Source organism: Microbacterium wangyouchuni, assembly GCF_054072595.1.
Window position 1 is genome coordinate 94721 of sequence record NZ_JBSVRM010000004.1, and the last position, 15163, is coordinate 109883.

Annotated in this window: 16 protein-coding genes and 1 tRNA gene; 9 read left to right on the forward strand and 8 right to left on the reverse strand. The window is 64.1% G+C overall.

Translation table 11 applies throughout. The annotated features are described in order from the left end of the window. Window positions 1-16 precede the first annotated feature (16 nt). The 5 genes from ACW5CM_RS07760 to ACW5CM_RS07780 all read left to right on the forward strand — a co-directional run bounded on the left by ACW5CM_RS07760 (window position 17) and on the right by ACW5CM_RS07780 (window position 4876). Window positions 17-1210, forward strand: a complete 1194-nt coding sequence (locus ACW5CM_RS07760) for a PucR family transcriptional regulator (RefSeq protein ID WP_438254845.1) — start codon at window positions 17-19, stop codon at window positions 1208-1210. Between the two features lie 96 nt (window positions 1211-1306). Further along, window positions 1307-2227 (forward strand): ACP S-malonyltransferase, encoded by a 921-nt coding sequence (locus ACW5CM_RS07765; protein WP_457124694.1) that lies wholly within the window; start codon window positions 1307-1309, stop codon window positions 2225-2227. Next, the gene (locus tag ACW5CM_RS07770; protein ID WP_438254386.1) at window positions 2224-3225 is read left to right on the forward strand and encodes a beta-ketoacyl-ACP synthase III; all 1002 of its coding nucleotides are present in this window, start codon (window positions 2224-2226) and stop codon (window positions 3223-3225) included. The genes ACW5CM_RS07765 and ACW5CM_RS07770 overlap by 4 nt, the downstream gene beginning before the upstream one ends. 68 nt (window positions 3226-3293) lie before the next feature. Next, on the forward strand, window positions 3294-3542 hold the full coding sequence (locus ACW5CM_RS07775) for an acyl carrier protein (protein WP_147038765.1): 249 nt from the start codon (window positions 3294-3296) through the stop codon (window positions 3540-3542). Between the two features lie 92 nt (window positions 3543-3634). Beyond that, complete coding sequence (locus tag ACW5CM_RS07780; protein WP_439254512.1) at window positions 3635-4876, forward strand: beta-ketoacyl-[acyl-carrier-protein] synthase family protein; 1242 nt, start codon at window positions 3635-3637, stop codon at window positions 4874-4876. 163 nt (window positions 4877-5039) lie between these two features. Here the strand turns inward: ACW5CM_RS07780 and ACW5CM_RS07785 are convergent, their stop codons facing one another. Both ACW5CM_RS07785 and ACW5CM_RS07790 read right to left on the reverse strand, forming a co-directional pair. Further along, window positions 5040-5543 carry a DUF3145 domain-containing protein gene (locus ACW5CM_RS07785; RefSeq protein ID WP_439254510.1) on the reverse strand — a complete coding sequence of 168 codons (504 nt, stop codon included), beginning with the start codon at window positions 5541-5543 and terminating at the stop codon, window positions 5040-5042. A 171-nt stretch (window positions 5544-5714) separates the two neighbouring features. Further along, complete coding sequence (locus ACW5CM_RS07790; protein WP_438254843.1) at window positions 5715-6488, reverse strand: hypothetical protein; 774 nt, start codon at window positions 6486-6488, stop codon at window positions 5715-5717. Window positions 6489-6662: 174 nt separating this feature from the next. On the opposite strand from ACW5CM_RS07790, the gene ACW5CM_RS07795 reads away from it, so the two are divergent. From ACW5CM_RS07795 to ACW5CM_RS07805, 3 genes are all read left to right on the forward strand, one after another. After that, entirely contained in the window at window positions 6663-8657 is a 1995-nt protein-coding gene (locus tag ACW5CM_RS07795; protein ID WP_457124695.1) for a DUF262 domain-containing protein, read from the forward strand. Next, window positions 8657-8956, forward strand: a complete 300-nt coding sequence (locus tag ACW5CM_RS07800; protein WP_457124696.1) for a hypothetical protein — start codon at window positions 8657-8659, stop codon at window positions 8954-8956. The genes ACW5CM_RS07795 and ACW5CM_RS07800 overlap by 1 nt, the downstream gene beginning before the upstream one ends. A 136-nt stretch (window positions 8957-9092) precedes the next feature. Beyond that, window positions 9093-9269: a hypothetical protein gene (locus tag ACW5CM_RS07805; RefSeq protein WP_457124697.1), complete on the forward strand. Its 177-nt coding sequence runs from the start codon at window positions 9093-9095 to the stop codon at window positions 9267-9269. Between the two features lie 48 nt (window positions 9270-9317). Here ACW5CM_RS07805 and ACW5CM_RS07810 read toward each other — a convergent pair whose 3' ends face one another. From ACW5CM_RS07810 to ACW5CM_RS07820, 3 genes are all read right to left on the reverse strand, one after another. Continuing rightward, a complete protein-coding gene (locus tag ACW5CM_RS07810) occupies window positions 9318-9470 on the reverse strand; it encodes a hypothetical protein (RefSeq protein WP_457124698.1) in 153 nt (50 codons plus the stop codon). A 77-nt stretch (window positions 9471-9547) separates the two neighbouring features. Beyond that, a tRNA-Ile gene (locus ACW5CM_RS07815) sits at window positions 9548-9622 on the reverse strand. Window positions 9623-9668: 46 nt separating this feature from the next. Continuing rightward, window positions 9669-10205: a gamma carbonic anhydrase family protein gene (locus ACW5CM_RS07820; RefSeq protein WP_438254378.1), complete on the reverse strand. Its 537-nt coding sequence runs from the start codon at window positions 10203-10205 to the stop codon at window positions 9669-9671. Between the two features lie 141 nt (window positions 10206-10346). Between ACW5CM_RS07820 and ACW5CM_RS07825 the strand changes: the two genes are divergently transcribed. Beyond that, window positions 10347-10829, forward strand: coding sequence for a Dps family protein (locus ACW5CM_RS07825; protein WP_438254376.1), 483 nt, complete (start codon window positions 10347-10349; stop codon window positions 10827-10829). 40 nt (window positions 10830-10869) lie between these two features. Here the strand turns inward: ACW5CM_RS07825 and ACW5CM_RS07830 are convergent, their stop codons facing one another. The 3 genes from ACW5CM_RS07830 to ACW5CM_RS07840 form a co-directional block, all read right to left on the reverse strand. Then, window positions 10870-12987, reverse strand: a complete 2118-nt coding sequence (locus tag ACW5CM_RS07830; RefSeq protein WP_457124699.1) for an acyltransferase family protein — start codon at window positions 12985-12987, stop codon at window positions 10870-10872. 65 nt (window positions 12988-13052) lie between these two features. After that, window positions 13053-14522, reverse strand: a complete 1470-nt coding sequence (locus ACW5CM_RS07835) for an amidohydrolase (protein WP_457124700.1) — start codon at window positions 14520-14522, stop codon at window positions 13053-13055. Then, complete coding sequence (locus tag ACW5CM_RS07840) at window positions 14519-15163, reverse strand: FMN-binding negative transcriptional regulator (protein WP_438254372.1); 645 nt, start codon at window positions 15161-15163, stop codon at window positions 14519-14521. The genes ACW5CM_RS07835 and ACW5CM_RS07840 overlap by 4 nt, the downstream gene beginning before the upstream one ends.

The window sequence follows — 15163 nt, forward strand, 5'->3', positions numbered from 1 at the left end:
ATCGTCTCCCACGTCGATGGACAAGGCCGCGACGCTCGCCTGGCTCCGCCGGATCTCCGGTGATTTGGCCACAGCGACCATCCAGCGCCTTGAAGACACGCTGCCCTGGTACGCCGATATGCCACCAGCCCGCCGCTCTGCGGTCGGGCTGGTGGCCCAGGCAGGCATCACGTCGTTCATCCAGTGGTTCGACGATCCGACATCCACCCCCTGGATCGCAGCTGACATCTTCGCTGCAGCTCCCCGCGAGTTGCTGCGCAGCGTCAGCCTCACCCAGACGCTGCAGCTGATCCGCGTCACGGTGGAGATCACCGAGGAACGCATCGCCGGCAAGGGCGAGATGCTGCGCGAGGGAATCCTGCTGTACTCCCGCGACGTCGCTTTCGCCGCAGCCGATGTGTACGCACGCGCGGCTGAGGCTCGCGGCCTGTGGGATGCACGGCTCGAAGCCCTCGTCGTCGACTCGATCCTCACCGGCGAAGCCGACGAGGAACTCCCCAGCCGAATCGCCGCCCTCGGCTGGCACGGTCACGGTGAGGTCTGCGTTCTCGTCGGTGCAACTCCCCCGCAGTTCGACGTGGATTACGTTCGACGCACGGCGCGCAAGCTTTCCGTCGACGTGCTCATCGGTGTGCAGGGTTCGCGCCTCGTGCTTGTGCTCGGCCGTGCGCGTGTCGCGGGCCGGGAAGAAGAAGACGACGATCTTTCGTTCGCGGAGATCGCAACGCGCCTGGAGCCGACGTTTGGGAACGGTTACGTCGTTCTCGGCCCACCCGTGGCAGCCCTCGTGGATGCTGGTCAGAGCGCCCGCGCGGCCCTTGCCGGCTTCGCCGTCGCTCGCGCCTGGCGCACCGCTCCGCGCCCGGTAGAAGCGGATGATCTGCTTCCCGAACGTGCGCTGGCTGGTGATCCGCTTGCGAAGCAGACGCTCATCGAGCGGATCTATCGCCCCCTGCAGGCGCACTCCACCGATCTGGTCACGACGCTGTGGAGCTATCTCGACAACGGCCGCTCGCTCGAAGCCACGGCGCGCGAGTTGTTTATCCACCCCAACACTGTCCGGTACCGCCTCAAGCGCGTCAGCGAGGTCATCGGTTGGGATGCTACCGGCCCTCGTGAGGCCCTGATCCTGCAGACGGCGCTGATTCTTGGCTCGATCGGTACGGCGGAATCGGTGCGCCGCCGCTCCGCTCCCCGTCGCGCACGGTAACAGCCCTTCAACGAGTGTTCGACACACACAAACGATTCGCACAATCTTGTGATGGATCATCCACCGTTTTTGCCTGATCGTTGGCAGACTGGGTGAGTGATTGTCGTCGCTTGCCCCGGACAGGGCTCCCAGACCCCCGGTTTCCTCGCCCCCTGGCTCGAGCTGGACGGCGTCGCCGACAGCCTCGCCGCCTACTCGGAGGCCGCTGAAGTCGACCTGATCCGCCACGGCACAGAATCGGACGCCGACACGATCCGCGACACGCGCATTGCGCAGCCACTGATCGTCGCTGCCTCACTGATCGCCGCACAGGCTCTCGTCGGGCGCGCGGGGCGCACCCCGGACGGCGTGGCGGGCCACTCGGTCGGAGAGCTTGCCGCTCTGGTCGGCTCGGCAGTCATCTCCGCAGAACACGCTATGCGTCTGGTCGGGGTGCGCGGGCGCGCGATGGCGGATGCCGCGGCACAGACTCCGACCGGCATGAGCGCGGTCATCGGCGGCGATGAGCAGACAGTGCTCGCGCGCCTCACTGAACTCGGGCTGTCGCCGGCGAACTACAACGGTGGCGGTCAGATCGTCGTGGCAGGAAGCCTGCCGGCACTCGCAGAACTCGCTGAGGCACCGGTCAAGGGCACCCGCGTGATCCCGCTCCAGGTCGCCGGTGCCTTCCACACCGATTACATGGCTCCGGCCGTTGCGGCGCTGCGCTCCGCCGTCGCAGCAGTCGTTCCGAGTGACCCGCAGATCAAGCTGTGGACGAACCGCGACGGGTCGATCGTCACCTCGGGCGCAAGCGCACTCGAACTCATCGTCAACCAGGTGTCCTCGCCGGTGCGCTGGGATCTGTGCATGTCGTCGTTTGCCGACAACGGCATCACCGGGCTGATCGAACTGGCTCCGGCCGGCGCCCTCACCGGTCTCGCCAAGCGCGGGCTGCGCGGCACGCCCACCGTCGCTGTCAAGACCCCCGAAGACCTCGACGCAGCAGCTGAGCTGCTGAATGGAGCAGCCGCATGACCGTCACGCTGAAGCAGACGACAGGCCCGCAGTACACCCGCATCCTCGCTTACGGTGCGGCGCGGGGTGAGAACGCGGTGCCGAACGAAGACCTGATCGGGCCGATCGACTCCAGCGATGAATGGATCCGTCAACGTACGGGCATCATCACCCGCGCACGAGCGGTACCGGAAACCGACGCGATCGACCTCGCAACCACCGCTGCCAAGGAGGCCATCGAGCGCTCGGGCATCGATCCGGCGAAGATCGACCTCGTCATCGTGGCGACGATCAGCAACCCGAAGCAGACGCCTTCGGCCGCAGCGATCGTCGCTGACCGTGTCGGGGCGAACCCTGCCGCGGCGTATGACTCCAACGCCGCCTGCGCCGGCTACGCGTACGGCATCGCTCAGGCGGATGCACTGATCCGCGCGGGAGCCGCGCACTACGCGCTCGTGATCGGCACGGAGAAGCTCTCCGACGTCGTCGACCCCGCTGACCGCAGCATCTCGTTCCTGCTCGGCGATGGTGCTGGTGCGGCCGTTGTCGGCCCCAGTGACACTCCCGGAATCGCGCCCGTCGTGTGGGGTTCTGACGGCTCGAAGTCTGACGCGGTCGGCATGAACCACACGCTCACCGCGTTCCGCGATGGTCAGGCTCCCTGGCCGACGCTGCGCCAAGAAGGTCCCACCGTCTTCCGCTGGGCGGTGTGGGACATGGCGAAGGTCGCCCGGAAGGCACTTGAGGCCGCTGGCATCGAGGCATCCGACCTCGCCGCCTTTATTCCGCACCAGGCCAACATGCGCATCATCGACGAATTCGCAAAGCAGCTCAAGCTGCCCGAGACCACGGTTATCGCCCGCGATATCGAGACCACCGGCAACACATCGGCCGCGTCCATCCCGCTGGCCAGCCACCGTCTGATGAGTGAGCATCCGGAACTTTCCGGCGGCCTCGCACTGCAGATCGGCTTCGGCGCGGGCCTAGTTTTTGCCGCACAGGTCGTCGTCCTCCCCTGATCCGCCTCATCCGTTGCCTAAACTATTCAACGGTTCCGATTACAACCCGCAAGAAAGAGGAAAACCACATGGCTTTCACCAACGATGAGGTTCTCGCAGGCCTCGCCGAGCTCGTCACCGATGAGACCGGCATCGATAGCTCCGAGGTCGCACTCGAGAAGTCCTTCACGGACGACCTCGACATCGACTCGATTTCGATGATGACGATCGTCGTCAACGCCGAGGAGAAGTTCGGTGTCACCATCCCCGACGACGAGGTCAAGAACCTCAAGACCGTCGCTGACGCCGTCAACTTCATCGTCGCCGGCCAGGAGTAATACCTGATGGATGCCACACCCGCTGTCCGCGGGGCGTGGCATCCTCTGCCTTCCCACACTCGAGTACTCCGTCCGACAAGGAACCTCACGCAATGACCAAGCGCATCGTCGTCACCGGTATCGGCGCCAGCTCCGCCATCGGCGGCACGGCCCCCGAGAACTGGACCAATCTGCTTGCTGGAATGGCCGGTGGACGGACCCTCGAGCATGACTGGGTCGCCGAGTACGACCTGCCCGTCACCTTCGCCGCTGAGGCGATGGTGCGACCAGAGACCGTACTCGCTCGCCCGATGGCTAAGCGCCTTGATCCGTCATCGCAGTTCGCACTGGTCGCCGCGATGGAGGCTTGGGAAGACGCCGGCACGCCGGATGTTGACCCGGAGCGCCTGGGCGTCGACTTCGCCACCGGCATCGGCGGCATCTGGACCCTTTTGGACGCCTGGGACACCCTGCGCGAGAAGGGTCCGCGTCGGGTCATGCCCATGACCGTTCCGATGCTGATGCCGAATGCGGCCGCTGGCAACCTGTCACTGCACTTCCAGGCACGGGCGTTCGCTCGCACCGGAGCCTCCGCCTGCGCATCCAGCACAGAATCACTGGTGAACGCCTACGAGCATCTGCAGGCCGGTTACGCCGACATCGTGATCGCCGGTGGCACGGAATCTGCCGTGCATCCGATCACCATCGCTTCGTTCTCCTCAATGCAGGCGCTCTCGCGCCGCAACGATGACCCCGCCGGCGCATCGCGCCCCTACTCCATCGACCGCGATGGTTTCGTCATGGGCGAGGGAGCCGGTGTGCTGATCCTCGAAACCGAGGAGCATGCCAAGGCACGCGGCGCCAAGATCTACGCCGAGATCGTCGGCGGCGGTGTCACCGCTGATTCGTACCACATCACCGCGAACGACCCCGAGGGACGCGGTGCGGAACGCGCTGTGCGCCAGGCGCTCGAGATGGCCGGTCGCACGCCGGATCAGATCACCCACATCAACGCGCACGCGACGTCAACGCCGGTCGGCGACCCGAACGAGTACACCGCCCTGCGAAGCGTCATGGGCGATCGAGTCCATGACGTTCCCGTTTCAGCGACCAAGGCATCCACAGGCCACCTCCTCGGCGGCACCGGTGCGCTTGAGGCGATCTTCACGGTTCTCGCCATCCGGGACCGTCTGGCGCCCCCGACCATCAACATCACCACGCAGGATCCTGCGATCCCGCTGCTGGTCTCCGGCGACGCCCAGCCGCTGGGCGATGGCCCGCAGCTCGCGATCAGCAACTCCTTCGGCTTCGGCGGACACAATGCCGTCGCAGCGTTCGCCGACTACGACGGCTGACCGGTAGCGCCTGAGCACATGATGAAGGCCTCGACCCCGATTCTTTCGGGGCGAGGCCTTCATCGTGCGGGGCGGGATTCGATTTCTCAGCTTCCGGGATCGCTCACCGGTTTCCGATACTGACGCCTCCCGGCACCCGGGTCATTGTGGTCGTCGAGCCCGCTCAGCCGACCTTGTGCAGCCAGACGACGCTCGCGTCATCGCTGGCGTGCCGGAACGGTTCGAGTTCTTCATCCCAAGCCGAACCCAAGGCAACGTCGAGTTCGCGCTGCAGCTCGACAGCGCTGCCTGCCGCGATCTCCATCGCGTAGCGGATGCGGTCCTCACCGACGACGATGTTGCCGGCGGTGTCGGTCTGGGCGTAATGGATGCCGAGATCAGGGGTGTGCAGCCAGCGGCCGCCCTCGCTGCGGGGCGTCGGGTCTTCACTGACCTCGAACCGCAGGTGCTCCCACCCGCGAATGGCTGTCGCGAGAGCCGCACCCGTGCCGGCCGGACCATCCCAATAGAACTCGGCGCGGCGGGCGCCCTCGAGGACTGGCTGATCAGCCCAGTCAAAGTTGACTGCACGACCGATAGCGCGTCCCACCGCCCATTCCAGGTGCGGGCAGAGCGCGCGAGGTGCAGAGTGGATGTACACCACTCCGCGTGCGTATGCCGTCGCCATGATCTCTCCGTTTCATCAGGTGCGTCTTCCCCAACGACCTGAACCAACGAAGCGTGGCGCGTGTATGCGGTTATATGGCGATTATCGCCCAGTCTGTGTGAAATCACAAGCGTGTGATTACACGGGAAGCCCCAGTCATGAGACCAGGGCTTCCCGATGTCAAGCTGAGGGTCAGGCCTCGCTCATGGCGAGCTTGGCCTGCTGCCCCTTGGCTGCGTAATAGGCAGCACGTGCGGCATCCCGGCGGGCCTGTTCTGCGTAGCCCTGCTCGAGCACATCCTGCGCGACCTCGACCTGCTCGTGCTGGTCGGTGCCGTTGTACTTCTCGATGTATGCGTCCAGCTCGGGGCCCGACGTCCACGACGTGATCAGGCAGTAACGCGGCTGGTCACCGTTGTGCGTCGTAGCGTGCCACAGGCGCTGGGTGTCGACGATCAGCTGCGCGCCGGCGGGAAGCGCGATGCGGTACTCGATGCTCGGGTCGGTGCGGTTCTCACGCAGGACGAAGTAGCTGTCCTTGTCGTCGGTGAGGTTGAAGAACCCGCGAACCACCCAGCCGGTACCGTCGGGGTTGAGACGATTGTTGTCGTCCTGGTGAAGGTTGTAGAGGCATTCGCCATAGGGCGTCGGCTGCAGCTCGATCACGCGGCAACGACCGACGTTCGCGCCCGGTTCCTGAGCACGTGCGGTCAGGGTCGGCGCAATCGCGGTCTGCGAGTCGATCCACACCCCGTCCTTGTCAGTGCGCGGCGGCTTGTGGTTCCAAAAGCCGTTGCACTCGATCTCGCCCTTGGCGCTCGCGAGCGGCGCGAAGCGCGTGTCTCCCGAAGACTTCCAGTCGTTGTACTCGATATCGAGCCACTCCTTCGGGTCCATCTCCTTGTCGTACTTGTCAAGAATGACGAAACCCTTGTCTTCGAGGGCTGCGGATTTGATGTATCCCATGATCTGAGTCATGTCCTTTCATCTGGGGCCAGCACGTTTTAACAGGCCCTGATAAGGCAAGCCTAACAGCGCACCCTGAACACCTTCGAGAGCGCGGCCGGGAAAAATCCGAGGCCGCTAGACTCGATGACGGCGGATGGCACTCCGCCGATGTGAGGAGCACGAGCGAACAATATGGCCACCGCCACCAATGTCGAAGCGACCGCCGTCAACACGATCGAGTGGCTATCCGCCCCCGACACGACCATCGTCGTCCCCGTCTATCAGCGGCAGTACCGCTGGGACATCGGTGGATGCGAACGCCTCCTCGCCGATGTGCGCGCCGTGGCCGGCGAAGACAGCGCACATCGCCACTTCATCGGCTCGATCCTGTCTGCCCAGGACTCCTCCGACACCGATCTCATCCTCATCGACGGCCAGCAGCGCATCACCACACTGATGCTCTTGGTTGCTGCGCTCCATCACGCGGTGCGCGAGACCGATCCGATCATGGCCGCTGAGCTCGAGCGCGTGCTGATCCGCCCCGACGACCCGACTCGCACCAAGTTGCGCCCGCACGACGCCTGGGCCGAGCTCTACGAGTCTGTGGTGCTCGACCGGCGTGACGACAGCGAGCGCGAGTCGCGGTTCGACGACAACTATGCGTTCTTCCGCAGCCAGGTGCACGCTGATGAGGCATCGCGCATCTGGTGCGGGCTACAGAAACTCGAACACGTCTCAATCACGCTCGGGGCATCCGCCAACGCCCAGCAGATCTTCGAGAGCCTGAACTCCACCGGCGAGCCCCTGCGCGATCACGAGCTCATTCACAACTACATCCTGATGGGCCTGACCCACACCGAGCAGTTGGATGTCGAAGAGCGCTTCTGGCTGCCCATCGAGCGCCATACGGGCGAGACGATCGGTGCTTTCTGGCGGCACTACCTGGTGATGACGACAGGTCGCGAAGTCGCGGCCGCCGGTGAGCATGGCGTGTACAGCGCGTTTCGCCAGTCCTTCCCGCGGGTCGATGTGGAGCATCTGCAGGCTGATGCCGAGATCTGGCGCCACTATGCCGAGATCTACGGCATCCTTCTCGATCCGTCTCAAGAAACGGACCCGGTGCTTCGCCAGCAGCTCGAGTACATCAACACCTTCGGCAAACAGGCTTACCCGCTCGCGTTGAGCGCATACAGCGATCGCGTACGCGGGCTGATTTCTCGTGATGAGCTCGTGGAGACGCTGGAGTGGATCCAAGCACTGTATCTGCGTCGAGCTCTCGTCAACCTGCCGACGGAGCGCCTCATCGCACGCCTGTGCCGTGCTCGTTCGGAAGGGCGCGAGGCGCTGATGCGCGCGCTGGCACGCATCACTCCGTCGGACGAACGCGTCGCGGCGGTACTGAAGTACGTAGAACTCCCGCACGCCGCGTACGTACTCGGTCGAATCGAACGCGTCCCCGACACCTCTGCGTTCGACATCGAGCACATTGTTCCCCTTGCACCGGGAGCGACCTGGTCCGGCGATGGAGTTCGCCCGTGGAGCGAGTACACCGATGACGAGCAGAACAGCCATCGTGCGTTGGCACCGACCCTGGGAAACCTGACGCTACTCGAGCAGCCCCTGACTGAACGTGTGTTCGGAGCGTCGTATCCCGACAAGCAGAGCACCTACGCTCGCAGCAAGGTTTCAGAAACCCGCGACCTCGCGCAGACGCCGGCGTGGACCACGTCGGCGATTTCTCAGCGCACGATCGCGCTGACCGCACAGCTGCTGCAGATCTGGGCCCGCCCCGGGCTGCCTGAGATCGACGATGACGGGTTGACCCCGGTTCTGGATGCCGTGCGCCGCCGCGGCTGGCCCGCAGGCTGGGATCGCGAGTTCGATTACATCGAGTATCGCGGCGAGCACTGGGAGGTCAAAGACGTTCGTGCGCTGTTCAACCGCGTCTTCCGTCGCGCCTGGACCGACGACCGCGCGGCTGCGATCAGGTACTGTGCTGCGCACGGTGGACCGATCTACAATGAAATGGCGTGGAAAGGCCAGTGGGATGCACTGGACGACGAGAACTTTCTGTACATGGGATGGGACTCGAACTACATGATGAACGCCGTGCAGGGCGTGTTGGAAGAGTCGGGCATCGCCGCCGAGGTGTTCGTGAAGTACTCGTATATCGGCAACGTGATGTGATGCGACAGGAAGCACCCACCAGAGTTCCGGCACTGCCCGATCTCACTGCCGACCCCTTCGACCAAGCATTCGCCGACATCTCGATCGGGTGGGATGACGACGCGCCGCAGATCTGCGAGTGCGACCACGGCGACGAAGAGGCTTATGCCCCGTGTGGACGCAGAGCCAAATGGCGCGTGACGATCGACTGCACCTGCGGCGAGGATCACCCTCGCACGATCGAATTGCTGTGCACGAAGTGCTTGCGAACCGCGCGTAAAGACCTCGGCAACGAGGCCATTACCGCGCGTCCGCTATAGCTCACACCGTCGCGGGCGAGCTCGAGCAGGTCGTCAAGGGTCGGGCGGAGATGTTCGTACGACCGTATCGTCGGAGCGACACGCACGTCGCCTATCCAACACGGGATCCTCGACGCCGGCCGACGAAAGGAACGCCATGAGCAACGACTCCGATCGCACCGACATCAGCACGGAACCATCGCCGGGCCCAGAAGAGCACGACAACCTCGGTGCCCGAGATGGAAAGGGCGATCCGCCCACTGTGCCACCGACAGAGCAGCAGAACGACGAGCAGGGTGACGTGATCGCGGAGAATCCCGGCGACGACAGCTGACGGCAAAAGATCCCCACGTGGCCCGGGCCACGTGGGGCTTTTCGTTGTTCAGCCTCCCGAGCGCTTTTCGTGAGGCCTGCCCTGATCATCGGTGCTCTCTTCCTCGAGCACCTGGTCAGGGTCCTCTGGTGCGCCACCGGAAGCAGTGTCGGCTTCCTCGTCGGCCCCCGGAGTTCCCTGCGTGTCCTTCGGATCGCTCATCATCTCTCCGCTCGATCGGTCTAATGACCGTACGTCCTGGAGATACTCAGTGATGACGGGGTTGATAAGGGCAAGAGTAGGGCGGGTGGGACTTGAACCCACGAATCGTCGGGTTATGAGCCCGCTGCCTTAACCAGCTTGGCCACCGCCCCGTAAGAGTCCCAGCTTATCGGAGCGAAGCGTTCGTGCCGCGCACGATCACACCGCTTTTGCCGACTGATGCGTTCCGAGATGCTGACGATAAATCATGGCGTTCTGGATGAGTCCCGCTCGTTCCTCGTCGCTGAGCTCGCGGCGCACCTTCGCGGGTACTCCGGCAACCAGTGATCCGTCGGGAATCTCTGTCCCGCCGAGGATCACCGCTCCCCCGGCGATCAAACATCCCTTGCCGATCACCGCTCCGCTGAGAATCACCGCGCCCATCCCCACCAGCGATCCGTCGCCGATCGTGCAACCGTGCACGACCGCGTTGTGCCCGATCGATACGTTCTCACCGATCTGAACGGGATGCCCGCTGTCGACGTGAACGGACACATTATCTTGCACGTTGCTTCCCCGACCTAGCGTGATGGCCGCGGAATCCGCTCGAAGCACCGCGTTGTACCAGACGCTGGCACCAGACTCGACGGTGACTGCGCCGATGATGCGTGCACCGTCTGCGATGAACGTGTCATCGGCGATGCTCGGAGTCTTATCCGGGAGGGCGAGGACAGATGCTGACGAGGAGATGCTCATGAGGCGAGACTACCCTTACTTCCGCGTGAATCCGCGTCTTTTCGGCCCGATAAGCCGAGCCTCAGCTTGCTTGCGGAATCTTCCAGGCTGAGTAGCGTTATATCCATCAGGTAACAAAGATGCCGTTCTGGAGGAAGAATTATGAGCAAGACAACCACTGTTTCCACCACTGCCAGCGACCCGACGGTTGCTGCCGCCGCGGCTCAGTTCCTGTCTCCCGTCGTTCTCGGGTTGCAGGCCCTCACCATCAACACGAAGCAGGCGCACTGGCACGTCCGTGGCGCGAACTTCGTCGGGGTGCACGAATTGTTCGACACGATTGTCGCGCACGCCGGTGACTTCGCCGACAGCGCTGCAGAACGCATCGTTGCGCTGGGACTGCCGATCGACGCTCGCCTGAGCGCCGTCGCTGACAAGGCGTCGTCGAACGTTCCGGCCGGCTTCGCCCAGTCGGACGCTCTCATCCGCGATGTGATCGCAGACATCGACGCGATCCTCGTCGACACGAAGGCTGCGGTCGAAGGCCTGGACGAGGTCGACCTCACCAGTCAGGATGTCGCGATCGAGATCTTGCGTGGCCTCGAGAAGGACCGCTGGTTCCTCGTCGCTCACATCGCCGAGTAACACTTCCCGGCTCAGAAACCCCAGCGATGGCGGTTGCGGATCACTCCACCGCAGCCGCCATCGCTTCTTTCAATGCCTGGGTGTACTGCGGCGCAAGTGTGTCGGCGAAGGTCACCGTCAGGTGATCCTGGTCACGGTAGACGTTCGCACCGTTGACGACGGGATAGCACAGGTCGTCGTCGCAGAACACATCGGTGAAGTCTAAAAGCGTCACTCCTGCCATGTCCGTTGCTGCGGCACGCAGAGGATCCTCATCGACGAGTACGTCTGAGCGCACACCCACGCACTCGGCGAGATCTCTGATCCGCAGGCACTTGTTCGGGTCTGTTTCCCACACCGGGTTGTCGATGACGGTGACCACAGGAATTCCACGATCGGTCATCGTCGACCACGCCTCTTGGTACCCAGCCGCCGCCGCGTCGTGTACCGAGTCATAGCCGTCTGCCGAGAAGGGTGTGTTCGAGATCGCCGCGGTGAACACCGCATCGAAGTCGCGTTCCTCGAGCTCGGCTTCAATGCCGTCACGCCACTCTGAACATGCCGAACCGAACGCTCCGCCCGTCGACAGCGGAGTTGTGCTCCAGGGGCAGGCGCCCTTGAAGAACGTCGTCAGGTGCCATCCTTCACGCTCGGCCATCGCTTGGAACGTGGTCAGAAGCTGGAAGGCATGGCTATCGCCGACGAGTGCGATCTGCGCAGCATCCGGTTCATCCGACCCGAACTCGCACGACACGGGTCTCGTATCGTTCAACTGCACGAAGCACTGCTGTTCGGTGGGGCGATCCGCCCCCGCAAATCCGGGTGCCGGGAGGACGACGTCGAGTTCCGTGTCAACGCACGCGGGATCCAGCGCACCGGCAGCGCCGAAGCATGCCGGAGGGTTCTCTCGCACGTCTTGGATGGCCTGCACACCCTGCTGGTATGCGGGGGCGTTGGCAGCCCAGCCGCCAGCGGCTGTTCCGGCGACAAGGATCATCGCCACCAGAGCAGCCCACAGAGTGACCCGGGGGCGGCGCGCTGTCAGCGGCTTCCACGAGCGCATCGGATCTTCCACAAAACGTTTAGTGAGCCACGCGAGCACGAAACAGATGCCCAGCAGAGCAACGCGGTGATAGATGGTCAGACCCCAGAACGGCAACGATGGCGCAATCACGATCAGCGGCCAGTGCCACAGGTACAGGCTGTACGAGATATCACCGGTGAAGCGCATCGGGCGAACCGCGAGCAGGCGAGTCGGATACCACCAGCGGTCGGTATTCGATGCAGCGATGATCGCACCGGCTCCGAGGGTCGGCAGCAGCGCCATGTATCCCGGGAATGGTGTCTGCCCGTCGAAGCGGAGCGCGGTGTACAAAAGTGCCAGGATGCCGCCCCAGCCGAGCACGAAGCTCAGCACCGGATGCTGAACGCGCAGCATCGGCACCAGCGCGATCAACGCGCCGACGCCGAACTGCCACATCCGAGTGAAAGTGACGAAATACGCGGGTGCGGGGTCGGTGATCGTGAACACGATGCAGAAGATGAGGGATGCAACGGAGACGATGGCGATGGCGATAGTGACCGCACGAAGCCGCGCACCCGAGAACCACTTGACCGCGACCCACGCGGCCAGAAGCATCAGAAGCGGCCACAGCACGTAGAACTGCTCTTCGAGCGAGAGCGACCAGTAGTGCTGCACCGTAGTCGGTTCGCCGGTCAGCGCCAGATAGTCGGCGGAGTTGAACGCCAGGAACCAGTTCTCCACGTAGAACGTCGAGGCGATGATCTCTTTGAGCTCGGCGGGGAGCGCGGAGGTGGGAGTCAGATACGGGACCGATACGACGATCGCGCAGAACAGCAGGACAAGCAGCGATGCCGGCAGCAGCCGACGTGCTCGCCGTGCCCAGAACTGGCCCAGTTTCACGGTTCCCGTGGAGGTGAGCTCCCTGACCAGGTGCGCGGTGATCAAGAACCCGGAGATCACGAAGAACACGTCGACACCGACGTAACCGCCACTGAGGCGTCCTGGCCAGAAGTGGTAGAGCACGACAAAGAGGACGGCGATCGCTCGCAGCCCCTGGACGTGCGGAATGAACCGCGTGCGATTCTCGTGCTCGGGAGACTTGTCGCGCCTGCGCTGAGAGCGGGTGGTCGAGGAGAAAGGCGCGGCGGAGTTCACCCTCCAACGCTAGCGTGAACACCTCAGAACCCCCGCAACTGCGGCGGGCGCTTTGCCGATCGCGTTCAGCTCAGGTGCGTGATGCGTCCGGCGAGCAGCGTAGCCTGCACAGGCATGGCACGCAGCGTCGATGCCGATGCCGTGTGCGGATCCGCACCGCACAGCACAAGATCTGCGGTGTCCCCTGGCCTCGTTGACGAGCGAACGCTTGCGGCAAGGGCCTCACTGCGGGTCAGTTGCTCCTCCGGATGCCACGCATCGCGGTCATCATCCGTCCGCGCCACTGCCGCGGCAATGGTTGCCCACGGATCCAGCGGCGCCACCGGAGCATCTGAGCCCAGTCGCAACTCGACCCCCGCGCGAAGGAGCGTGGCCATCGGGTAGCCCACGGCCGTTTGATGAGCCCAATACCCTTCCACCAGGTCACGATCATCAATTGCGTGCTGCGGTTGCACACTGGCGGCCAGCCCCAGTCGGGCGATTCGCGAGATGTCGGCGTGTCGCACCAGTTGCGCATGCTCGATCGTTCCGGTGGCTCCGGAGGCGGCTACCGCGTCCAACGCCGATGCCACGGCGCGGTCGCCGATGGCGTGTACGGAGACTTCGAGTCCCGCCCCGGTCGCACGGGTCAGCAGCTCGATGAGATCAACGGGTGAGACGTTCATCACCCCGAAGTCGGTTTGGTCGTCGGGATAGGGATGCGAGCACGCCGCAGTCCGGGTCCCCAGCGATCCATCCGAGATGATCTTCAGCGGCCCCATGCGCACAAGATCAGCGATGCTATCCCCGGTACGCAGACCAGCAGAGATCGCGCGGTCGAGGTCGGAGATGTACACGGCGAACTCAACCCGTTGCGCGGCGAATCCACCCGCTGCTCGACGGTCCCAGGCTTGGAGGTTCCAGGCCATATCGAAGTCCACTATCCCGGTCACGCCGCGCGCCGCGGCAGCATCTCCGGCACGTGTGACGGCCAGATCTCCGTGAGCCGGGTCCACCGCGTTCAACCGCCGCGAGATCAGGAATGCGTCGTCCTCTCGCAGCATTCCATCGGACGTGCGAAAGCCTTCGCGCTCCAGCGCTGCGGTGTTCAACCAGACGCTGTGCACATCCGCGTTGATCAAATAGGTCGGCACACTCCCCGTGGCAGCATCCAGAACCGCAATCGAGGGGGCATCCGGCCAGAAGGCGTCACGAAAACCTGTGCCCACTCGCCTTCCGTCTGTCAGCACCGCCACATTCGATATTCGGGCTGCGGCTTCAGCAGCCGATGTCGTGTCGCCGAGGTGCTCCCGCTCGGCAGTGAGCGCCCACTGCGTGGTGTGCACGTGATGGTCCCACAGCCCCGGCACCACCCAGGCGCCCTGCCCCTCGAGAACAGCGCCGACTGAACGAAGGGCGCCAGTCGGGGCGATGTCCACGATTCGGTCGCCGTCCAGGTGAATGTCCACGGGCTCGGCGTCGACCAGATACTCGCATCCGGGTCCCGCTACGCGCACTTCCCGAATCATCGAGATGTGTTCGCCGACCGCGCTCATGCGCTTCGTCCCGGTCGCGCATCCTGCGCCCGGCGCATCTCCGCGGCAAGCGCCGGGTTGGCATAAGCGCCGTTGCTCTGAAGTTCGGCGATGATGTTCTCCACCGTGGCGGCATCCTTGTTCTGGCTGAGTTTCCGTTTGGCTACGACGCGTGTCGGCGTCAGGCGGAAGCCGACTGTTCCGGCCGCGAGCCGATGGACGAACGCTTCATCATTGGGGCGCTCCCACATGAGCCGCGGCTCCGGCAGCTGGCCTTCGAACCGCTCGACGAGGCGATCCAGCACCCGCAGGTTCTCCTCGTCGCTGAGGATCTCCGGGATGCCGGAAAGGTGAACCGCGGTGTAGTTCCACGTGGGTACCGCTTTGGTGTCTGCGTCATACCAGCCGGGTGAGATGTACCCGTTCGGCCCCTGGAAGATCACGAGCATCTCGTGCTGGCCGAGTTCGTGGATGAGGTCGTCCGGCTTTCCCACATGCGCAACGATCGTGAGGTCATCACGATCATCATCCAGCATGACCGCGTAGTGCGAAGCGACCTGGCCGTCTGCGGTTGCCGTGACGATAGTGGCCCAGGGATTGTGCTCGATGACACGGCGCATCTCGGCGACGTCTGCCAGTGTGAAACTCGGGTTCTGACGCAT